Origin of the sequence: Methanobrevibacter sp., from assembly GCF_045541095.1 — an archaeon.
In the GTDB taxonomy this organism is placed as follows: Archaea; Methanobacteriota; Methanobacteria; order Methanobacteriales; family Methanobacteriaceae; genus Methanocatella.
In genome coordinates this window covers 1-22,462 of sequence record NZ_JAZQIJ010000254.1, presented here as the reverse complement: position 1 = coordinate 22,462, position 22,462 = coordinate 1, and the positions used below count along the sequence as shown (strand labels likewise).

Below are 22,462 nucleotides of genomic sequence, written 5' to 3'. Positions count from 1 at the left end.
GTTCCTAAATAAACTACTGAACTCTTGTGACATAAATAAAAATATTATATGCATGGCCTAAGAATCTCAGGCTTCTACAAGCCGGAGAGGTTCAATTAAAAAATTAAAGAATTTAGTGGAATCCGCATCCACTACAAGTTTCACATTTTTCTTCTTCTAAAGGATCATACTTTTTATCTTCCTGCAAAGTGGCTGAGATAAAGTACTGGTCAAATTCATCTTTGTTTTTCAATACCGGAGAAATTCCTTTAAAATCACATTTTATGTCTCCAGTTCCACCAATATCGACCATAATAGGTTCGCCCAGTTTAAATCTTTTGAAATAAGCTTCAACTTCGTTAATTAAATCTCCAGGCACTCTAAAGTTAAAAGACAATATATTATTTTCCTTCATTTTCAAACCGACATACTTCTGGTCTATTTCGTAGTTTAATCCTAACTGCTTTTTGAAAATAACATTTGTACCGATTTCATTAGATGACATTATCTTTTCCTCCTTACTCGATTATTTTGAATTATATGTTCGAAGTATATAAAACTTTCCAAACAATTCTTAAAAAAAGTTCAATTAAAATTTTTGAAAATTAAAAATTATACTTGATTGGCTCAGTATTTAACAAGGTTTATATAATTTCAAAATCAATAATTATAATATTATATTATATATAATAATAAATTAAAAAAAAGGTGTTTATGAATGAATGAATACAACAAAGATATTGGAAACAGAATTAGAGAACTTCGTGAACTTTCAGACATTACAATTAAAGAAATTGCAGACAGCTTGAACATTAAACAAGAAACATACATCCAATATGAAAACGGCGAAGTAGACATTCCAGCAAGCTTTTTATATGAACTTGCACACATCTTTAAAGTTGATTTAGGTTTATTACTGACCGGTGAAGAAAGCAGAATGAGCATATTTGATGTAACCCGTGCAAACAAAGGGGTTTCAGTTGACAGAAGAAAAGAATATACACACCAAAACCTATGTTCCAATTTCATTCACAAACAGGCTGAAACATTCCTCGTTACCGTGGACCCTGAAAAAAATCCTGTGCCTTCACTCAATTCACACCCAGGTCAGGAATTCAACTATGTTTTAGAAGGTTCCTTAAAAATATATATTCACAATAACGAAATTATCCTAAACGAAGGAGATTCAATCTTTTTCGATTCAGCACACAGACACGCAATGGTAGCACTTAACGATAAACCCGCTAAATTCTTAGCAGTAATCATATAATATTTATGGAGATTATTAAATGACATCAGTAATAGCAGATTTTGTAGAAAGAGTAGACTTTGACTCTTATGAAGACTTTTATAAAAATTTTAAATTAACCTATGAAGAGGATTATAACTTCGGATTTGATGTAGTGGACAAATATGCAGAAATCGATCCGGAAAAAATAGCTTTAATATGGACCAACGACTACGACGAAGAGCACACATTCACTTTCAAGGAAATGAAAGAATATTCAAATAAAGCTGCAAACTTATTTAAACGTCTTGGAATTAAAAAAGGCGACTGTGTAATGCTTACCTTGAAAAACAGATATGAATGGTGGTTCTGTATGGTTGCATTACATAAAATCGGTGCAATAGCAATACCTGGAACCCACATGTTAAAGCTTCACGATATTGACTTTAGAATAAAAGAAGCTAACGTGAAAATGGTAGTGTCCGTAGAGGAAGACTCACTATTACCTGATTACGAGGAAGCTGAAAAATCATTAGGAATTGATTTGAAAAAATTAGTCATAGAAACCGACAGGGAAGGTTGGATAAACTTCAATGAAGCAATTGAAAAGGAAAGTGACGTGTTTGAAAGGCCAACCGGTGAAGACAAAACATATGCTGAAGAGATTTTCCTAATTTATTTCACATCAGGAACAAGCGGACTTCCAAAAATGGTTTCACACAAGCATACTTACTCTTTAGGACATATCCCAACTGCAAAATACTGGCATAACGTTGTTGAAGATGGAATACACCATACCTCAGCAGATACAGGATGGGGAAAAGCAGTTTGGGGAAATCTGTATGGACAATGGATTGCAGGAACAGGAATATTCATCTATGACTATGAAAGATTCAACGGAATCAAACTGCTTGAAAAGATTATAGAATATAAAGTGGACACATTCTGCGCTCCACCAACTATCTACAGATTCATTATTAAGGAAAATATCGAAGGATATGACTTATCAAACTTAAAATATGTAACAACTGCAGGAGAACCACTTCCTCCTGAAGTAGCTGAAAAATTCAGAGAACTGTCCGGACTTACCATCAAAGAAGGATTTGGTCAGACAGAAACCACATTGTCAATCGGAACATTCATCTGGCTGGATGCAAAACCTGCTTCCCTAGGTAAGCCTTCCCCACTATTCGATTTGAGACTTCTTGATGAAGACCACAACAGAGTGGAAATCGGTGATGAAGGGGAATTATGTTTCAAAATGAATGACGGCCCAAATCCGGGACTGTTCAAAGATTATGTGAATGATGAAGAAAAATACAAAAAGCAAATCCATCACGGATACTACCACTGCGGAGATACCGCATGGGTGGATGAAGACGGATACGTTCACTTTGTCGGACGAAATGACGACATAATCAAGTCTTCAGGTTACCGTATCGGACCGTATGAAGTGGAAAGTGCAGTATTGTCTCACAAAGCGGTTTCAAACTGTGCAATTACCGGTTATCCGGATGAAGTAAGAGGTCAAATCGTAAAGGCAACAATTATCCTACAGCCTGGATTTGAACCATCAGACAAACTTACAAAAGACATTCAAAATCATGTTAAAAAAGTTACAGCTCCTTATAAATATCCGAGAATGATTGAATATGTTGATGAAATTCCAGAAACAATCAGTGGAAAAATAAGGAGAGTTGAAATCAGAGAAAACGATAATAAAAATTAGATGATATAATGACAGAAGAGATATCTTATCCAGTTATTAATAAAGAAATTTGCAAAGGCTGTATGAGATGCATTGTAGGATGTCCTCAAAATGCAATATTACTTTCACAAGACATGAACAACGCAGGATACCAATATGCATATTATAGCGGCAGCGGATGCACAGGATGTAAAGACTGCTACTTTACATGCCCTGAACCGTTAGGCCTTGAAGTGCATCAGATAAAGAATATTGTAAATGACACAGTTGCAAAAATGATCCGGGCTAAAGTAGCCGGAAATGGGGGAAATTAAATGAGTAATCAGATGGTAAAAGGAAATACCGCAGTTGTAATTGGTGCAATGTATGCAGGATGTGACTGTTTTTTCGGATACCCAATTACCCCTGCAAGTGAAATCCTGCACGAAGCATCCAAATATTTCCCGATGGTTGGAAGAAACTTCGTTCAGGCTGAAAGTGAGGAAGCATCAATCAATATGGTTTACGGTGCATCAGGTACAGGCCACAGAGTAATGACATCATCATCAGGACCTGGAATAAGTCTGATGCAGGAAGGATTCACTTTCCTTGCCGGTGCAGAACTGCCTGCAGTAATCGTTGACATCATGAGAGCAGGACCTGGTCTTGGAAACATCGGACCTGAACAGGGTGACTACAATCAGATTGTTCATGGAGGAGGTCACGGAAACTACAAAAACATAGTTCTTGCTCCGAACAGCGTTCAGGAAATGTGCGATTTGACAATGAAAGCATTTGAACTTGCAGACAAATGGAGAAATCCGGTCGTTGTTCTTGCAGACGGTACATTAGGCCAAATGGCAGAACCGTTAGTGTTCCCTGAAAAAGCAATTGAACCTAAAAACGATAAGGACTGGGCAGTCAAGGGAAATAAGGAAACCATGGAAAATCTCATAACTTCAATTTTCAATGACTTCAACGATCTGGAGGATTTCAACTTCAAGCTTCAGGAAAAATACGCCAAAATCGATGCCGAAGAAGTCGTCATTGATGAATACATGGTGGATGATGCTGAAATCGTTCTGGTTTCATTCGGTATAAGCAGCCGTATTGCAAGGTCTGCCGTTGACAAAAGCCGTGAAAAAGGCCTGAAGGTCGGACTTTTAAGACCGATTACATTAAACCCGTTCCCGATTGACAGAATCAAGGAATTGTCCGACAAAGGTGTTGAGTTTGTTTCAGTTGAAATGAGCAACGGACAGTTATTAAGAGACGTTCAATATGCAGCGCTCAGAAGAGACGGAACCCATCTTGTCAACAGAATGGGAGGAAACCTTATTGAACTCAAACATGTGCTTGCTAAAATTTATGAAATAGCAGGACTTGATGAAGAAATAGATACTTCAAAAAGAAGTGAAGAAAAGGCAAGTCCGAATATTATTGATTAAGGATGTGGAAAGATGAGTGAAGAGTTAAATAAAGATTATGTAGAGCAAATACGTAGAAATCCACAATCCCTTTTAGAAGAATATCCAAGAAAAGGAACCAATATCCAATCAACCCACTACTGTGCCGGTTGTGGACACGGTATTTTGCACAAACTGATAGCGGAATGTATGGATGAACTTGGAATACAGGAAAGATGCGTTATGATTTCACCTGTAGGATGTTCAGTGTATGCTTATTTCTACTTCAACTGCGGAAATTTCCAGACCGCACACGGAAGAGCACCTGCAGTAGCTACAGGTATTTCAAGAGCTGAAGACAATGCAATTGTCATGAGCTATCAGGGAGATGGAGACTTAGCTTCAATCGGTTTGAATGAAACCCTCCAGGCAGCCAACCGTGGAGAAAAGATTGCAGTATTTTTCGTTAACAACACAGTATACGGTATGACCGGAGGACAGATGGCACCGACCACACTTGTCGGTGAAAAAACCGTAACATGCCAAACCGGAAGAGACCCTGACTATACCGGCCATCCTACCCACATGTGCGAACTGATAAATACATTGAAAGCACCAGTGTTTATTGAAAGGGTTTCCCTTGCAAATCCATTGAAAATCAGACTTGCAAAATATGCAATCAAACAGGCATTGACCGTTCAAAAAGAAGGAAAAGGATATTCATTCGTTGAAGTCCTCTCACCTTGTCCTACCAACCTCAAACAGGACGTGGCCAGTGCACAGAAATTCATAGAAGAACAGATGGAAAAAGAATTCCCTGTCAAAAACTTCAGAAACAACCTGTACAAAAAAGAGCCTGTAATAAGACCTGCAAGTGACTTTTCAACAGAATCATTAGATAAGATATTTAACGTTAACAGAGGCGAAGGCACAGGATACGTTGACGATGAAATCGAACCAGTAAGCATCAAGGTTTCAGGATTCGGTGGTCAGGGAGTACTGAGTGCAGGACTTACAATAGCTCAGGCGGCCTGTGCTGAAGGAAAACACGTTTCATGGTATCCAAGCTACGGACCAGAACAGAGAGGAGGAAAATCCAACTGTTCAGTTGTTATCTCAAACGAAACAATCGGAACCCCTGTAGTTGATGACATTGACATTCTTATCGCTTTAAACAAACCTTCCCTTGAACAGTTCTCACAGGACGTCAAGGAAGGAGGAGTTATACTTTACGATTCAAAAATAGGAGAATTTGAAACCGACAGAAACGTTAAAGTCATTGCAATGCCATGTGTGGACATTGCTGAAGAACATGGAAATGCAAGAACCGCAAACACTGCACTTTTAGGTGCTTTAACTGAACTCGGAGATGTTTTAAAACGTGAATCCTATGAAAACGCTATCCGTGAAATGTTTGCATCAAAACCTAAAGTGATTGATGTGAATATTGAAGTTTTAAAGGCAGGAGCGGAATGGATTAAAAACAATTCTTAAGTGTGATTTAATGACATATAAAGAAAACAGCACAAAATATATTGAAAATTACGGTTTAAGTATAGGAGATACAATTAAAGTCAACAAGGAAGACATCACCTATACCGGAATTTTACTTGACAGGCCGGAAGATGCCGATGACGGATATCTGGTAATCAAACTGTCAAGCGGATACAACATCGGTGTTGCAATCGAGGACACTACCGCAGAACTTGTCGAAAAAGGAGACAAACCGAAAATCGGTTATGATGAAGAGGAAATTCCTCATGACCCTTCAAAACAAAACATTTCCATCGTTTCAACCGGTGGAACAGTATCCTCTGTAATTGATTACCGCACAGGTGCTGTGCATCCTAAATTTACAGCTTCAGACCTTGTTAAAGCAAACCCGGAACTATTGGATTATGCAAACTACAATGTTAAGGCATTATACAATATCCTAAGTGAAAACATGAAACCTGAATACTGGGTTAAGGCTGCAGAAGAAATTGCAAATGACATTACTGATGGTGCTGACGGTGTCGTAATAGCTCACGGTACAGACACAATGCACTACACTTCAGCCGCATTGAGCTTCATGCTGAAAACTCCAGTACCAGTCATCATTACCGGCGCTCAGAGAAGTTCAGACAGACCTTCAAGTGACGCCAACATCAACCTTATCGATTCAGTGATAGCTGCAAAATCAGACATTGCAGAAGTATGTGTCTGTATGCACGGAAGCCTGAATGATGAGTATACATACCTTCACAAGGGAACAAAAGTCAGAAAGATGCACACTTCAAGAAGAGATACATTCAGAAGCATCAACGCTCAGCCAATAGCTAAAATCATGAACAAAAAGCTTAATGTCAATCCGGAATATTCATACGCCAAACGTGGAGAAAACAAACTTGAAGTGAATACAGGAATCGATGATAAAGTCGGATTCATCAAGAGTTTTCCGGGAATTTCTGAAGAATTTGTCGAATATCACATTGACAAAGGATATAAAGGTCTTGTCATTGAAGGAACCGGTCTTGGACATGTTCCAAATAACCTTATTGACTCATTTAAGAGAGCCCAGAGCGAAAACATCCCAGTCATCATGACTTCACAATGTCTTTACGGCAGAGTCAATATGAACGTTTACTCAACAGGACGTGAAATATTGGATGCAGGAGTCATTTCAGGCCTTGATATGACCCCTGAGACAACTTATGTCAAGTTATGCTGGGCATTAGGTCAAAGTGACGATTACAATGAAGTTAAAAATATTATGCAAACAAATATTGCAGGCGAATTTTCTGAAAAATCCTCAATCAGGGATTTCTTAAATTAAGGTGATAACATGGATTACGATTATGAAAAATTAGGATTGAAAATGGGACTTGAAATTCACCAGCAATTAAACAGCCAGCACAAACTTTTCTGTCCATGTAAAACTGAACTTGTTGATGACAATTTTGATGAACTTGTTCAAAGAAAACTGAGGCCAACCCAATCAGAGCTTGGTGAAATCGACCGTGCTGCACTTCAGGAATCACTTAGGGGATTGAACTTCAAATATGAAAACTTCGAAAAGCACACATGCCTTGTTGAAAACGATGATGAACCTCCTCACAGTTTAAATGAGGAAGCTTTGGACATCTGTATTACAATAGCATGCCTCATGAACATGCACATTGTGGATGAATTCCATACAATGCGTAAACAGGTTATTGACGGAAGTAACACAGGAGGATTCCAGAGGACAGGTATGGTTGCAACAGACGGATACCTTGACACACCTTACGGAAAAGTTATCATTGAAAGTTTAGGTCTTGAAGAGGATGCCGCAAGAAGAGTTGAAACCAAGGACGGATTTACAGAATTCAGATTAGACCGTTTAGGAATACCTTTAGCTGAAATTACAACAGACCCTTCAATGCACCATCCAGATCAGGTAAGAGAAGTAGCTTACATGCTTGGTCAGATTCTGAGAAGTACCAACGTTAAAAGAGGACTTGGAACAATCAGACAGGATTTGAACATCTCAATTGCTGAAGGTGCACGTGTTGAAATCAAAGGTGTGCAGGACCTTGACCTGATGGCTGAAATCGTTAACCGTGAAGTTCAAAGGCAACTGGAATTGATTGACATTAAAAAACAGCTTGAAGAGAGAAATGCAGAAGTGCTTGAAGAAATCCATGACCTTGATGAATTGTTCGAAGACACCAAATCAAAGATTTTAAAATCTGCCGAAACCATTAAAGCGGTTGTATTAAAAGGATTTGATGGGCAAATTGGTCGTGAAGTACAACCTGGAAGAAGATTCGGAACTGAAATTGCAAGCTATGCCAAAAAACGTGGAGTTTCAGGAATATTCCACTCTGACGAATTGCCTGCTTACGGAATCACCCAGGATGAAGTTGACAGAGTCACAGAATTTTTAAACATCGGAGAAGAAGATGCGTTCATCATTGTAGCTCACGATGAGGACATTGCAGTTTCCGCTTTGGAAGAAGTCAAAAGAAGAGCTAATTTAGGTCTTGAAGGAGTTGTCGAAGAGACAAGAAAAGCTCTTGATGACGGAAACACCGAGTACATGAGACCGCTTCCGACTGCAAACAGGATGTATCTTGAAACAGACATTCCTTTATTCAAGATTACTCAAGACAGGATTGAACCTATCGCTAACAACCTGCCTGAATTGCCTGACGTGAAACAGGCCAGAATCATTGAAGAGTACAAGTTAAGTGAAGATCTGGCTACACAGCTTGTCAAAAGGCAGGAAGCAGACATGTTTGAAGCCATCTTAGCGGATGTCGATGTGGATGCAACCCCGGTCGCTTCACTTCTCGCATATGATCTCAGAGAAATCAAAAGGGAAGGTCACGACATTAACATTTTAACCTTAGACCACTTCAAAGGCATTTTCACATTACTGGCTGAAGGCAAAATTGCAAAGGACAGCGTTCGCAAACTGGCCATTGAAACCATAAAAGCACCGGACACAGACATAGCCGAAATCGCTGAGAAAAGCAATCTTGTTATGATGAGCGAAGATGATGTTGCAAAAATCATTGCCGGAATTGTAGCAGACAACGAAGGAATGGTTAAGGAACGTCAGATGGGTGCTATGGGTCCTTTAATGGGAATGTGCATGAAACAGCTTAAAGGAAAAGCTGACGGTGGTATGGTTAACAAAATCGTACGTGAAGAAATTCAAAAATTAATTTAAGGAAACTCGATTGAGTTTCCGTTAAACTCTTTTTTTTATATTAAATATAACAACAGTGAAATTATAGCAAAACTAGATGACATAATCGTATCAAGAGCAATCATTGAAGAATTCATGAACGACTTTCTAGACTACACAGATATCGATATGGCTATTGGAGGAGGACCGTCCGGAATAACCGCAGGACACTATATTGCAAAGGCAGGATATGAAGTAGCTATTTTTGAAAGAAAACTACCTATAGAGGGCGGAATGTGGGGATGAGGAATGATATTCAACAAAGTAGTTGTTCAGGAAGAAGGAAGAAGAATTGTTGACGAGTTCGCAATCAACTACAAAAAATATCAGGACAACTACTATGTCGTGGACTCCATAGAGTGCACCTCAACACTTACCTCTAAATCAACTCAAGCTGGTCTTAAAGTGTTTAATCTCATGTCAATTGAGGATTTAATGGTACGTGAAAATGGAATAAACGAAGTAGTGTTCAACTGGAGTTCAGTTGAAATGAGTGGTCTACATATAGACTCACTTACTGTGAGATCTAGGCAATTATTGATGCTACAGGACATCCGCTTGAAATTATCAAAATCGTTCAGGGCAAAATGGAAAGTATTCTGAACACCAAAACCAGTAAAATCATGGGTGAGAAATCCATGTGGGCAGACAGTGCGGAAGGCAAGATTTTAGACAATGTCAATGAAGTCTATCCAGGATCATATGTAACCGGAATGGCTGCCAATGCAGTTCACGGATCACAACGTATGGGACCAAACTTTGTCGGAATGCCACTTTCCGGAGAACAGGTAGCTAAAAAAGTGGCTGAAGATTTGGAAAACAGAAAATAGAACTCTCATTAGAGAGTTTTTCAATTCTTTTTTTAATTAATTTTTAGGTATACCTAAAAAAATAGTAACCTTTATATACTAGTTAATACAACATTATAATTGACGATGTGAATTTAGGCTTACCTAAAACACTCACATATCAGTCTAAAAAAAACTCTCCAAAATTAGAATTGTATTGAATTAGGTTTTTCACAATTTCCTTAATTTGATACAAGTCGTCGGAAAATTAAAAAATCTGCCAAAAAATATAATTTTCCTCAAAACATTCGTGGTGTTTAATTTCGTCGGTTAAACACCTATTATCTCTCTTTTTAATAATATTTTTCAAAATAAATATCAATTTTACATGCCAACGTTAACAATAACGAAGGCAGTATGATTTTACGGAAATATGTCTGATTCTAAGATATCACCCAAATCGTGAAGAAAAAGCTGCTTTAAAATAATTCACCAGAAAATAACGTATAGATTCAATCATAATTGAATAACATTTATATTAATGGTTGTGAAATGAAGGGTTGCATTCATTTTTTGAAAACACACATCATCCAATCAAATAAACAAAGATTTAAATATAACCTGAAACTTTTTAAAATTATGACCATCATTACTAAATTCGAAAAGAAATGTTCTGTTTGCGGCAGAACAAGTTTGCAACCGATTTTATCAAGTACCAATTCCTGGGGATATCCAGACATTGACTTAAGGCCTCCGGAAATGAGAAGAAGCACAATGAACACCTGGCTTGTTGAATGCCCACATTGCGGTTATGTGGCTAGCAATATTGAAAACAAGTTAGAAGTGCCAAAAGACCTTTTAAAGACTGGTGCATATCTGACATGCGAAGGCAAAAATTTCAAATCCCCACTGTCAGAAAGATTCTATAAGCATTATCTGATATCCAAAGCGGAAAAATATCATGGCTCTGAATTCTTTTCACTCCTGCATTGTGCCTGGACATGTGATGACAATGATGATGAACTTGCAGTTGAAATCAGAAAACTGGCTTTAAAATCACTGTATAAAATCGACCCACAAGAAGAGGATGAAAAGAATGCTTTGAAACTTATTGAGGCAGACCTGCTTAGAAGGTCATTGCAGTTTGATGAAGTGATTAGAAAATTTAAAGATGTGATTTTGGAGGATAAGACTCAAAATGACATTATCACATTCCAAATTGAATTATCAATGAATAAGGACAGTGCCTGCCATACTGTGGAAGAAGTGGTTGAAAAATAATATATTTCCACATTCTCTTATTTTTTTAATTTTTACAGTTAATTCAAGAAGTTTTTACTTCCAAATAAAAAAAAAAAAGTTTAGAAGAGAGATTTGATCTCTTCTATTTGATTGTTATTTTAGGTTTTTTGGTTGCTGCTTTGTATGTTTTGTCACCGGCGAATTTAACTACTGCAGTGAATTTGCCTTTTTTGGTTATTTTGAGGCTGAAAGTAGCCTGACCTTTGGAATTTGTTTTTGCAGTATAGGTTTTGCCGTTGAGTTTTAAAGTTACTTTTTTACCGGATTTCAAGTAAATTTTACCGTTAGCGGAAGATCCTTTAATGGTTTTTAAAGTAACTGTGTATTTTTTGGTTTTAGCAGTAGCTTTGTATGTTTTAGCAGCCGCAGTGATTGTAATAGGTTTCTTGTTAATGGTTATAACATATGACGCATTGGTTGAGATGTATTTTTCATCACCCTCGAAAGTTACGGTAACCGGCAGTTTATTTACGTCTTTCATGTTGATTTGAAGTCTGGCATAACCATTTGCATCAGTAGTCCTATTCAATATTTTATCGCTCAAAGCAAATGAGACAGTTTTGTTTGCTACTGGATTGCCATTTGCATCCTTAAGCTGTACAGTAAAGTACTGACCTCTTTCACCTGCATAATAGTCAACTGCATACTGTGAATAATTCTTACCTGAAACAACAGTTGAAATTTTACTTACAGTTACAGTGATTGTGGTTGAGTTTTCAGCATAAACGCCGTCTCCGCCAACAGTCAAAGTGATTTTGGCAGTACCTTCCTTAACGGCAGTTACGACATCGTCTTCGACAGTTACAACACCTGAATCATCTGCCTCATAAGTGACATTCAAGTCATCAGGAACAGTAACTGGCACAATTGTAGCATTATCACCAACGTTTAATTCTATGTCTTCGGCACTGACAGAAGCATCCTTCAAGGACACAGTAACCTCAATAACCTTACTGTTGGCTGCTTCATACTTATCATTACCGTCATAACTAACAGTAATAGCAGCAGTTCCATTAGCCACAGCAACAAGATTGTTGCCCTCAAATTTAACAACAGAAGAATCATTTGAAATATAAGTTAAATTATCACCAGTGGAAGGCTTTAAACTGGCAACATCTGAAGCAACATCACCAACAAACAACTCCAAAGTAGCTTTATTAACAATGATTTCAGTAGGCACTTTAAAAACAGTTACACTTACAGCAGCAGTGCTCTTTTTATAAACCTTATCATCACCAACCGTCAAAGTAATAACCGCACTGCCCTCCTTCAAACCTGTTACAACACCATTATCAACACCAGCAACCTCCGGATTACTGGAAGTATAATTAACAGTTAAATTCTCAGGAACAACAACAGCACCAATCTCATAAACCTCATCAATAACAATAGAGACAGTATCATTCAAAACACTAATACCAGTATCCTTCAAACTAACAGTAACGCTGATAGTTTTATTTTGAGCGGCAGCATAATTGTCATTGCCTGCAAATGAAACAGTGACAGTAGCACTGCCTTTACTCAATGCTGTGATTAAACCATCATCAGATACTTTAACAACACTTTCATTATTGGAAGAATATGATAGATTGCCTGCGCCGGCAGGAGTTAAATTAGCTAAAACAACAAACTCATCGTTTACTTTTAAATCAAGTGTTTCATTAGCTAAAATTATTTCAGTGGATAATTTATTTACAGTAATGTTGACTTCTTTAGTTACAGGATTATGAATACTGTCAGCTATTGTTGTTACGGTTAATGTATGATTTCCTGCTTTTAAACCTGAAATCCGAATAGTGAAATTATTAATCACGGTAACATTAACACTATCGATGTTTGCTGTTATTCCTGTGGCTCCGGTAGTTGTTACAGTAACATTTCTTGAATCTCCATAATCCAAAACGATATTATCAAGAGTTATTGTTGAATCCTCTTTATGGATTGTTATAGTTCCATTATTGACAGCAACATTGTCCAATCCGACATATGATGCGCTGACGTCATATTCACCGCAATCGTCAAATGTATATTCAGCCCACCATGTACCGTTAACACCATATGTTGCATTGATTTGGGTGCCGTTTGATAATATGAATATCAATTTGCCATCCCATAAGAGATTTTTCGGAATGTTGGATTTTGCAGTAATGTTAACAGTATTGCGGTTGGTTGTAAGTGAAGTCACATTTACATAAAACTGAACATCAGGCATTGTTATTTCTATTGTCCTGAAAATCGGTTCGAACTCTTCATATTCAGTGTTGATGAATGCATAATAAAATCCGACAGGTAGGTCCACAGTCCAATCTGTACCGCTTAGAAAAGTATGATTAAACACTTGTTTAGCATTGTCCTTAAGGTATACGGCCATTGAAATATTTCCGTTAGTTATTGGCATGCCCCCATGTGTTGTTAAATAAAATGTTAAATTCTCACCGGAACCATAGACTGAGTAGAAATCATAAACCTCCAATTTAGGTGAAAGAATAAGCGTATTGTTAGTTGTATCGGAATCTGTTTTTAAAATGATGGAATCCGCAGTGACCGCCCATGTATAGCAAAAAATAACTCCACCTTCAGGAGCGGAGTTGCCTTCAAAATAACAATTTGTCGCATTAACCTGCTGATTAGTCATGAAGAAAACAGCACCACCTCTGCCAGTGGCCTCATTAGCGACAAAACTGCAATTTATCACATTATCATTATCATTAAGGAAGTAAAGCGCACCACCATTCTTAGCAGAGTTGTCAGCAAAATGACAATTTGCCACATTACTCGGATAACTTAAGCTAACTGCTCCCCCATCATTAGAAGCATCATTACCGGTGAAATTACAATCCTCAACCGTACCGAATTTACTGTAGACAGCACCACCATCATGAGCAGCAGTATTGTTCTCAAAACTGCAATTTACAACATTGCCTTTCTCTGAGATGTAAACCGCACCGCCGTTACGGGTAGCCCTGTTGTTGGTGAAATTACAATTTACAGTCGAACCGGATCCTGCAAGATAAACGGCACCTCCGTTGTTAGCATGATTGTTCTTAAATGAAATATCCTCAATGGTTCCATAACCTGCAGCTAATGCGCCACCGTTTTCAGCGGAGTTTCCAATGAATTCCCCATTGAATATTACGTCTTCAAAGGTTTTAAAGAAATTGACTCGCCCACCTCTTTGAGCAGTATTGTTTGTGAAATTAGTATTGAATATTATATTTCTAGGAGTTTCACGATAGTTTACTGCCCCACCATTCAAAGCAGCAATATTGTTAATAAATTCACTGCTGAATATGCTGTTGGTGGATACGTTCTTAAATGTTATTGCGCCACCGTTTCCGTTTGTTGGATCAATTTGACCTAAAGCGCTATTGTTAATAAAACGGCCGGTGAAGTTATTCCTGTCAGTAGTGCTGTAGAAAAACATTGCCCCTCCGCATGATTTTGCAGTGTTGTTTATAAAATCACTGCTGAACCTGTTTTCATTTGCGTTCTTGGAGAAAAACATTCCTCCGCCATAGCCCGCATAATTGTCCCTGAAAATGCACTCAAAACTATTGTTTTGAACTAAATTATGGAAAAATATGGCTCCTCCGCTTTGTCCTGCATAATTATTATAGAATTGGGATGAAAAATTGTTATTTATTGATTGTGCTTCAACATATATTGCACCACCATTTCTGGTTGCCCTGTTGTCTGTAAAAATGGAATCTATCACATTTCCTGCGCCATTAAAGTAAATTGCTCCACCGGAACCTTTCTCACCGATCACTTCATTGTCAGTGAAATTACAATTAGTCACAGTACCTGTACGATAGAAGTAAACTGCACCCTCGTTTTCTGCGCGTCCCCTTGTGAATTGTATATTTTTGATTATGACATTGTCGGAGGTTATATACAGTATTTTTGACAGTTTTTTTGCATCCAGTGTTGCATTGTTTTGTCCGGTTAAGGTTAAACTTTTTGTAATTCTGATTGGTATTCCAAAACCAGTATACAATCCATCAACAGTGATTTCATCCCCCTCATTTGCCAGGTCTATTAATTTTTGAATTTCTGTGAAATTCCTGCCCCGGACAACATCATCAGCATCAAGGACATTATTGGAAAAGGTGATATCTCCAGTAACTGAATGAATTGCGCCTTTGGTTAAAGGATTATTTGTAAAATCACTATCGCAAACAGTGCAGTGATTAGAATTATAAATAGCATTACCCATTTTTGCAGTGTTGTTGGCAAAACTGCAATTTGTCAACTCACCGTCACCAGAGAAGTAAACCGCACCGCCGTATTTAGTTGCAGTGTTATCGGCAAGACTGCAATTTGTCAACTCACCGTCACCCGAGAAGTAAACCGCACCCCCAGTGTTTGAAGCGGTGCTACCGGTGAAATTACAATTTGTCACAGTAGCAGACTTTTCAAAGAAAAGTGCTCCTCCATTATTTTTAGAAGTACTGGCTATAAAATTACAATTTCTCACATCCCCAGTATTCTGGAAGTAAACCGCACCCCCGTCTTTAGTTGCAGTGTTATCAGTGAAATTACAATTTGCAAGAGTGCCTAAATCGCTAAAGTAAACCGCACCACCATAAGCTGCATAGTTATCAAAGAAATTACAATATGTCACTTCACCTTTACCCGTAAAGAAAACTGAACCACCGTCATTGAAGTTATTGCTGAAATTACAATTTATCACGGCACCTGACTTTTCAAAGAAAGCTGCGCCTCCATTTCCGGTTGTTTTACCATTTGTGAAAATTATGTTTTTCAGCATCACATTGTCTGCTGTTATTTTGAATATTCTTGATTTTTCCTTTGCATCGATTTTAAATCCGTTTCCATCGATTGTCATTGATTTGCCAATAATAATTCCTTCAATATCAAAACCGCTTTCCCATCCGTAATTCTTGGTTAGCGTTAATGTTGAACCTGGTTTTGCCGCAGTAATATTTCCTTGCAGTTCAGCAAATGTTCCAACATCTCCTTCACTTATCACGTCATCATTTTCTGTCTGACCTATCAGTTCGCCTTCCTTTAAAGACATCATCTCGCCAGCATCTGCTTGTGACAATTCAATTGCTGAATCATCTCCCCTGGCAATTACCGTATTGTTCACGTCACTGGCACAGACTCCGGCCGCACCTAATATGACTATGGCCAGTGCCAGCATGAACATTAGTTTCTTGAATTTCATTTTCCCCCCAAAACTCCTGAAAATTGTATGCTAAAAACGTTTAATATCATTTAAAACAATCATAAAAATAAATGTCATTTGTTTAAAACTTCAAAAACATGACTTAAATTCTATTCACCAAAATATAAATATATAACTATCTTGGAGAATAACGGCAGATAAGCCGGAAAAACATTTCTTGGACAAAATACATAGAAAGTATCAGCTGACCGTATTTTAAAAAAAGTATAAACTTTGGAGGAATATCATGGATGAAAAAGAATGCTATAACTGCAAACATGTGGAATTTGACATTGGCCTTTGCACACAATATTACTGCGGATTTCATGAAAAATTAGTCAAAATGGATGATACCTGTGATTGCTGGAGCAAATCATCCAATTAATTCATTCGTTTTAAAAAAAATAAAATAAAAATGTATTGTTAACAGGGAATTAATAAAAAGAAATGGTTAATTATATACATCAGCATACAATAACCCGACAGCCCTGTACATGAACAGGAGTATGAACGGCACTCCTAAAAAGATGCCTATGAAAACGCCAATATATGGAATCAATCCTATAACTCCAATGACTAGTGTCAAAAGCAATGCAATAACATAAATTACAATCAGAGTAACTATAATATTGAGAACTCCTACTTTTTGCATGTCCTTCAGTATTTCCCTGAATCTCAGACCTTCGATTCCGCTTCCGGTTTTTGCATATCTCACGATTGCTGTAAATGAAAGCAATGAAAATATGACAAACAGGACAATTCCAATGACCAGAGTAACGGTCAACGCATTATTGAATGTGGCAATTGATGATTTGGGAATAGCGGCCATTATTGCAGTGGCATTTTCAGCACCCTTTTCCATAGCACCAATGGCTGAATAAACTATTTTGGTGAATGAGGAAAAAAGCCCGCTTGCAGAAGCGACGACTAGGGTAATGATTAGAGGTATGATGAAATAGATTATATCCAGAATCATCGCCTTGATACCCAGGATGAAATGTTTCACATAATCCAAATCAGGAAGTGTGGTTTCGCCCTCAGTTCCTCCTTTAAGAACCTCAATTAAGTATCCTAAAACTACAAATGCAACAATTATAGTTATAAGAGTTAAAACCATGTTTATAGTATCATTCTTAACACCGTATGACGGAACAATTGATGATAAGCTCATTATAACAATTAAAGCACAGAATATTAAAAATTTTCGATTATCATTAATAGGATATTTTATAGCATCCATTATCATTTCACGCAAATCCATATTTATCACATTACATAACTGATTTACATATATATTTTTAGATAATACTATTTAAAATTTAAAGTACCCCCCAATAGATAAACAATGAATTACAAATATCGATTATAAGTGAAAAATCGGCCAAAATTACGATAATCTTAATATATGGGAAATGATAAAAGATATTAATACAGAGGCAAATTATGAACAAAAAAATAGTTACTTTAATACTTGTCATATTGGTTTCATTTTCCTTTTTAAGCATTGTGGTGGCGGACAATGCCACAAATGGTGGTGACAATGGAGTAGATGATAGTCCATCAGTCGATCAGGACAAAAAAGATGACGATACCCCTGACAAGGACGATTCAGCGGATAAAAACAAGAAATCCGACAAAGATAAAAAGGACAATAAAGATAAAACGAACGATAAATCCAAACATAACTACATTTTGGCTAAAGGACATGGAAATGACATCAGATTTAGCGACGGATTTAGAGGATTTATCCTTGACTATTCAAAATCCCCTGCAAGCAGCGGTGATGAATTCAAACATGTCTCTGCATCAAAGGCTCCGAATGCCAATACACTTAAACTTGCCGTAGTCGAATGCTACAGACACGACATGGACGGCAGTGTCGCAAGCATAGTGACCGATTTCATAAAAAGCGGATCATCCCCTACAAAGGTAGGTAAGGCTGTTGCCAGTTCAAGTGAAATAGTAGGCGACACCGCAGTCGTTATGATAGACAATAACACTGAAGCCGTTTTCCAATTTGAACTTTTAAAATCAGTTTCAGGAAATGAGTCAAATTATTTTGCATATAAGGTATCATTCAGAACTATTGACCATGTCATTGTCCAAGTCAACCAGACAAATGACACCGACGAAAGCGGCCCGGAAAGTTTTACAAACAATACAACCGTACCCACAATAGCCCTAAATCAGACAGGCGGCAATGAAACAAACGCTACATTCCTTGATGGTCTCAATGGTTATTTTGATTCACTTCTCAATTCCGCATATGGTGCATGGAAACCTCTCATTGACACACTAGCAGGTTTCGCCCTATCAGTCGTCAACGGCATTGAAGGGATAGGAAACATGTTTTATGGGTTTATGGGTCAAATGCAGATGCTGATAGATGGTCTGCATAGATTTACAGAATTGATCGGAACAATATGGAATGAAATTTCAGGATTCTTAAAATTGTTTACAATTCTTCTGACTTCAATCGAGCAGCTTTTACGTTTAATCCTGTCCGCACTGGACTTCATCATAGGACTTCTCCAAACACTGATATCCCTTGTACAGTATATCATAGGATTGATACTGAGCATAATAAATTTCGTTATGGGACTTATAAATCAGATTATAGGAATGATAACAGGATTAATAAATTACATCATGGCATTCATCACTGATTTAATCAATCAGCTTACAGCATTGTTTAACGCGATTTTTGACCTCCTGAAAAAGGTCGGAAGTTCCCTGGCCAATGTCATTGGAAATGCTGCAATTATAATATGCGCATTCATAATAGTTACTGTTTCAACATTTGTTTACGACAGATCAAAGATGAATTAATCTCATCTCTTATTTTTTTTTATTATCCATATGTGCAGTTGATGTAAGCTCGATTATCGCAATAATCAATGGTTTTTCAAAACACCTTCAAATTGTTTGGCTGGAAGAAAAGACACCAGCAATTCATGATTTTTTTGATTCATCAGTTGATAAATTATTGTCCTTTTTAAGCACTTCAAATTCATTCAAAATACTTTTAAGAGTTTCATTAAAATTTTCTAACTGAAGAACTAAACTAATATGAACCTCTCCGGCTTAAGAAGGGAGAATTCTTGCACAAGTTAAAGTTGTTATGAACTTATAAACTGATATTAAATTTCAAACATCAAAACTTATTATCAAATTCCAACATATACCTAATTAACCAAAAGGAGGGATATATAATGAATAAGAAAATAGTATTTGCATTAATTATAGTGGGCTTGCTTGCTGTTTCAGCAGTCAGCGCTCAGAATTCATTATTCTTTAACAGCAATAATGATGATTCAATGTATCAAGTCTCATTGATGCAGGCTTTCATGCATGGAGAATATGACGGAGTAATTACAGTAGGAGATTTAAAAACACATGGTAACACTGGTCTTGGAACATTCGAAGGAGTAAACGGTGAGATGATAATTCTGGACGGAGTCGTTTATCAGGCAGCCGCTGACGGAAGCATTAACGTCATGCCGGATAACGAAACCATACCCTTCGCTACAATCACCAACTTTGATGAAGATGGAAAAATAGACAATATAAGCGCCAAGGACTTTGATGATTTAACAAGTCAATTAAACAAAGAAATCAGCAAAAACAGCACAAACAACATGTACGTAATCAAACTCAAAGGTGATTTTTCAAACATTACAGTCAGAAGTGTTGAAAAACAGGAAAAACCATATAAGGAATTCACAGAAGTTGCTGCAGTTGACCAAAAAGTATTCAACCACACCGCCCAGACCGGAACAGTTGTTGCAGTATACTTCCCAGAATACATGAATGAATTAAACATGCACGGCTGGCATCTTCATTTCCTGTCTGATGATAAGACTAAAGGAGGGCATGTTTTAAATTTCACTGATTTCAAAGGATCAGGACAAATTGATGAGATCCATGAATTCAACATGATACTTCCAAGTGATGACTCATTTGCAAAAATGAATTTCACAGAAGACATGACCAATAAAATTAGCAGTGTTGAATAATAAAAAAAATGAAGGATTCAAAATCCTTCTTATTTAATTTTAACAAACCTTTTAAGGGTTGCCTTTTTGTAGGTTATGGTGTAACCTAAAGTTTTGCCTTTCTTGAGCTTTTTAACCATATTCTTGGTTACCTTGAACTTGGCAATTCCATAGGCATTGGTTTTGACACTATACTTCTTGCCGTTGAATTTGACTGTCAGTTTTGCTTTCTTGTAAAGCTTAGGTCCCTTATAGGTTACTTTAGTGGTGTATTTTTTGCCTTTCTTGAGCTTTTTGGCAACCTTTTTAGTCAGTTTCAGGGTTCCTTTGCCTTTGGCATTGACCTTTACATAATATTTTTTACCCTTGAACTTGACTGTAACTTTCTGTTTTTTCATATCCTTGCCGAAGCTGACCGCAATCTTATTTTTACCCTTGTAAGTAAACTTGACATTGACAGACTGTTTTACCTTATGACCCTTAACAGTTATTGTAATGAAGGTTTGCTTTTTGGATTTCTTGACATTGGTTGTCTTTTTGGCAGAGATAATCTGTTTTACAGTAACGCTGTTTTTAACTGTCTTACCACTATAGCTTGCAGTTATTGTGTATTTTCCAGGTGCAAGGGACAGTTTGACAGTTGCAATACCTTTGGCATTGGTTGGTGCATAGTAGGTTTTGCCTGCAACTGTAAACTTGACTTTTATACCTGAAACAGGTTTCTTATCCACAAGTACACAGACACTGTAGCTTGCAGGTTCAAGATAGAATACGTTAACGTTTTTGTTGCTGTCAATGGATACCGGTACAAATGGAGTTACCTCATATGATATATTGCCATATTTAGAATCATTGGATATGACTACTTCCACAGGGCCAGACGGCATTGATGGAACCTTAATGCTTCCTGTACCATTAACGATACTGACAGGATAAGTCACATTGTTTACGATTATGCTGACATTACCTGTGACATCACTTGGAACATTCACTGTAACATTATTTTCAATGACAATGATTTTCATGTTTGTGAACACTGCCTTTGCAGAAGAATAGTATGAATCATCATCGTGGATGACACTTAACCAATAATCGCCTGAACCAACATCCAAAACAATCTTACCTTCAGCATTTGTAACTGCACTGACATTTACAGGCATGCCATTAACAACACCAGCAAGGGTGACGTTCTGACCTGCTTCCCTATATGACATTACAGGCACAATAGTGGAATTTCCTGTGTTTTCAACACCATTTGCTCCCCAGTATGTAACGTTTGTGATGTTGACATCAAATTTTAGTCCATTGAACCACCCCACCCTAAGAGGGTGGGGATTCCTGAATTTTTTTTCACTTAATAGGTTAATTAAGTATTTTTCAGGCTATCCCCGTTGAACCAGCGGTTTAATATATTAATTGCAGCATTTACGTCTCTATCAAGTATTTTTCCCCATTTTTGACATTTCCAGTTGCGTGTTTTGACTTCTAACTCTTGTTTTATGTGTCCGCAATGGTGGCATGTTCTGCTTGTATTGTGGCTTTTTGTGAACTGTACGCCGTTTGCTTTGGGTTTGTAGAGTTGGAATTTGTCTTTTAGTCTTTTTATGAATCGTGATAGGGGAAATATCATGTTTTGTTCTCCTCCGATTAAAATCTTGATATTGGCGTAGTTTTCTTCAAAGACTATGGTGTCGTATTTTTTGACTATATTGTATGTTAATTTTTCAATGTAGTCGTTTAGTTGGTTTGTTCTTTTGTTGTACCATTTTTGTAGTCTTTTTTGTAGTTTTTTCCATTTTCTGCTTTGGTTTCTACATTTGGACATTAATCTGTTGATGTGTTTGATCATTTGGTTTTCATGATCAACATCAAAAAATTCCTTCTGCATTTCGCTTGTGACTAACCATCCATTTTTATTAGAATTAATATCACACCCAAGGTATTTTTCAGTTAATTCTAGATGTTCTGGTGGATTAGTTTCTATATTGAATGATGCATAGTGATTTAATCCATCATAGTATACTGTTATGTTGTTGAATTTAGTGTCTGGGTGGTTTAGTAAATCCAGATATTCTATGCTTGTGCTGAATGTTACTTTTCCATGTTTTCTTAATGTTAGTGTGTTTTTTTCTACTGGTCTTTTATCTTTTCTGACGGTTTGTCTGAAGCTAG

Annotated in this window: 16 protein-coding genes and 1 pseudogene; 12 read left to right on the top strand and 5 right to left on the bottom strand. The window is 37.1% G+C overall.

Annotated features, from left to right (window positions below):
- Positions 1-112 precede the first annotated feature (112 nt).
- Positions 113-484, bottom strand: a complete 372-nt coding sequence (locus tag ACKI2P_RS11010) for a hypothetical protein (RefSeq protein WP_407377561.1) — start codon at positions 482-484, stop codon at positions 113-115.
- A 213-nt stretch (positions 485-697) separates the two neighbouring features.
- On the opposite strand from ACKI2P_RS11010, the gene ACKI2P_RS11005 reads away from it, so the two are divergent.
- The 9 genes and pseudogenes from ACKI2P_RS11005 (at position 698) to ACKI2P_RS10965 (ending at position 11,083) form a co-directional block, all read left to right on the top strand.
- A complete protein-coding gene (locus ACKI2P_RS11005; RefSeq protein ID WP_407377559.1) occupies positions 698-1,249 on the top strand; it encodes a helix-turn-helix domain-containing protein in 552 nt (183 codons plus the stop codon).
- Between the two features lie 19 nt (positions 1,250-1,268).
- A complete protein-coding gene (locus ACKI2P_RS11000) occupies positions 1,269-2,936 on the top strand; it encodes an AMP-binding protein (RefSeq protein WP_407377557.1) in 1,668 nt (555 codons plus the stop codon).
- Between the two features lie 8 nt (positions 2,937-2,944).
- Entirely contained in the window at positions 2,945-3,229 is a 285-nt protein-coding gene (locus tag ACKI2P_RS10995; protein ID WP_407377555.1) for a 4Fe-4S dicluster domain-containing protein, read from the top strand.
- Positions 3,230-4,342, top strand: coding sequence for a 3-methyl-2-oxobutanoate dehydrogenase subunit VorB (locus tag ACKI2P_RS10990; protein WP_407377553.1), 1,113 nt, complete (start codon positions 3,230-3,232; stop codon positions 4,340-4,342).
- 12 nt (positions 4,343-4,354) lie between these two features.
- Entirely contained in the window at positions 4,355-5,794 is a 1,440-nt protein-coding gene (locus tag ACKI2P_RS10985) for a 2-oxoacid:acceptor oxidoreductase family protein (RefSeq protein ID WP_407377551.1), read from the top strand.
- Positions 5,795-5,804: 10 nt separating this feature from the next.
- Positions 5,805-7,115: a Glu-tRNA(Gln) amidotransferase subunit GatD gene (gene gatD, locus ACKI2P_RS10980; protein WP_407377549.1), complete on the top strand. Its 1,311-nt coding sequence runs from the start codon at positions 5,805-5,807 to the stop codon at positions 7,113-7,115.
- A gap of 9 nt (positions 7,116-7,124) precedes the next feature.
- The gene (gatE, locus tag ACKI2P_RS10975; RefSeq protein WP_407377547.1) at positions 7,125-8,996 is read left to right on the top strand and encodes a Glu-tRNA(Gln) amidotransferase subunit GatE; all 1,872 of its coding nucleotides are present in this window, start codon (positions 7,125-7,127) and stop codon (positions 8,994-8,996) included.
- 114 nt (positions 8,997-9,110) lie between these two features.
- Positions 9,111-9,844, top strand: a pseudogene (locus ACKI2P_RS10970) (sulfide-dependent adenosine diphosphate thiazole synthase).
- Positions 9,845-10,441: 597 nt separating this feature from the next.
- On the top strand, positions 10,442-11,083 hold the full coding sequence (locus tag ACKI2P_RS10965; RefSeq protein ID WP_407377545.1) for a hypothetical protein: 642 nt from the start codon (positions 10,442-10,444) through the stop codon (positions 11,081-11,083).
- A 103-nt stretch (positions 11,084-11,186) separates the two neighbouring features.
- On the opposite strand, the gene ACKI2P_RS10960 is transcribed toward ACKI2P_RS10965, so the two are convergent.
- Entirely contained in the window at positions 11,187-16,295 is a 5,109-nt protein-coding gene (locus ACKI2P_RS10960) for a right-handed parallel beta-helix repeat-containing protein (RefSeq protein ID WP_407377543.1), read from the bottom strand.
- A 247-nt stretch (positions 16,296-16,542) separates the two neighbouring features.
- On the opposite strand from ACKI2P_RS10960, the gene ACKI2P_RS10955 reads away from it, so the two are divergent.
- The gene (locus ACKI2P_RS10955) at positions 16,543-16,680 is read left to right on the top strand and encodes a hypothetical protein (protein ID WP_407377541.1); all 138 of its coding nucleotides are present in this window, start codon (positions 16,543-16,545) and stop codon (positions 16,678-16,680) included.
- A gap of 66 nt (positions 16,681-16,746) precedes the next feature.
- Here ACKI2P_RS10955 and ACKI2P_RS10950 read toward each other — a convergent pair whose 3' ends face one another.
- The gene (locus ACKI2P_RS10950) at positions 16,747-17,556 is read right to left on the bottom strand and encodes a DUF4013 domain-containing protein (protein ID WP_407377539.1); all 810 of its coding nucleotides are present in this window, start codon (positions 17,554-17,556) and stop codon (positions 16,747-16,749) included.
- 182 nt (positions 17,557-17,738) lie between these two features.
- Here ACKI2P_RS10950 and ACKI2P_RS10945 point away from each other — a divergent pair, with 182 nt between their 5' ends.
- Together ACKI2P_RS10945 and budA are read left to right on the top strand one after the other, a co-directional pair.
- On the top strand, positions 17,739-19,124 hold the full coding sequence (locus ACKI2P_RS10945) for a hypothetical protein (RefSeq protein WP_407377537.1): 1,386 nt from the start codon (positions 17,739-17,741) through the stop codon (positions 19,122-19,124).
- Positions 19,125-19,507: 383 nt separating this feature from the next.
- A complete protein-coding gene (gene budA, locus ACKI2P_RS10940) occupies positions 19,508-20,311 on the top strand; it encodes an acetolactate decarboxylase (protein WP_407377536.1) in 804 nt (267 codons plus the stop codon).
- Between the two features lie 29 nt (positions 20,312-20,340).
- On the opposite strand, the gene ACKI2P_RS10935 is transcribed toward budA, so the two are convergent.
- Both ACKI2P_RS10935 and ACKI2P_RS10930 read right to left on the bottom strand, forming a co-directional pair.
- A complete protein-coding gene (locus ACKI2P_RS10935) occupies positions 20,341-21,609 on the bottom strand; it encodes a hypothetical protein (protein ID WP_407377534.1) in 1,269 nt (422 codons plus the stop codon).
- Between the two features lie 47 nt (positions 21,610-21,656).
- The coding region (locus ACKI2P_RS10930) for an RNA-guided endonuclease InsQ/TnpB family protein (RefSeq protein WP_407377533.1) at positions 21,657-22,462 on the bottom strand (806 nt) is incomplete at its 5' end.

Excerpts from the sequence above, each read along its gene's own strand:
- gatD (WP_407377549.1), top strand. The coding sequence starts at position 5,805 with ATGACATATAAAGAAAACAGCACAAAATATATTGAAAATTACGGTTTA.
- ACKI2P_RS10960 (WP_407377543.1), bottom strand. The coding sequence starts at position 16,295 with ATGAAATTCAAGAAACTAATGTTCATGCTGGCACTGGCCATAGTCATA.
- ACKI2P_RS10945 (WP_407377537.1), top strand. The coding sequence starts at position 17,739 with ATGAACAAAAAAATAGTTACTTTAATACTTGTCATATTGGTTTCATTT.
- ACKI2P_RS10990 (WP_407377553.1), top strand. The coding sequence starts at position 3,230 with ATGAGTAATCAGATGGTAAAAGGAAATACCGCAGTTGTAATTGGTGCA.
- budA (WP_407377536.1), top strand. The coding sequence starts at position 19,508 with ATGAATAAGAAAATAGTATTTGCATTAATTATAGTGGGCTTGCTTGCT.
- ACKI2P_RS10965 (WP_407377545.1), top strand. The coding sequence starts at position 10,442 with ATGACCATCATTACTAAATTCGAAAAGAAATGTTCTGTTTGCGGCAGA.
- ACKI2P_RS10955 (WP_407377541.1), top strand. The coding sequence starts at position 16,543 with ATGGATGAAAAAGAATGCTATAACTGCAAACATGTGGAATTTGACATT.
- ACKI2P_RS11000 (WP_407377557.1), top strand. The coding sequence starts at position 1,269 with ATGACATCAGTAATAGCAGATTTTGTAGAAAGAGTAGACTTTGACTCT.
- ACKI2P_RS10995 (WP_407377555.1), top strand. The coding sequence starts at position 2,945 with ATGACAGAAGAGATATCTTATCCAGTTATTAATAAAGAAATTTGCAAA.
- ACKI2P_RS10985 (WP_407377551.1), top strand. The coding sequence starts at position 4,355 with ATGAGTGAAGAGTTAAATAAAGATTATGTAGAGCAAATACGTAGAAAT.
- ACKI2P_RS11005 (WP_407377559.1), top strand. The coding sequence starts at position 698 with ATGAATGAATACAACAAAGATATTGGAAACAGAATTAGAGAACTTCGT.
- ACKI2P_RS10950 (WP_407377539.1), bottom strand. The coding sequence starts at position 17,556 with ATGGATTTGCGTGAAATGATAATGGATGCTATAAAATATCCTATTAAT.
- ACKI2P_RS11010 (WP_407377561.1), bottom strand. The coding sequence starts at position 484 with ATGTCATCTAATGAAATCGGTACAAATGTTATTTTCAAAAAGCAGTTA.
- gatE (WP_407377547.1), top strand. The coding sequence starts at position 7,125 with ATGGATTACGATTATGAAAAATTAGGATTGAAAATGGGACTTGAAATT.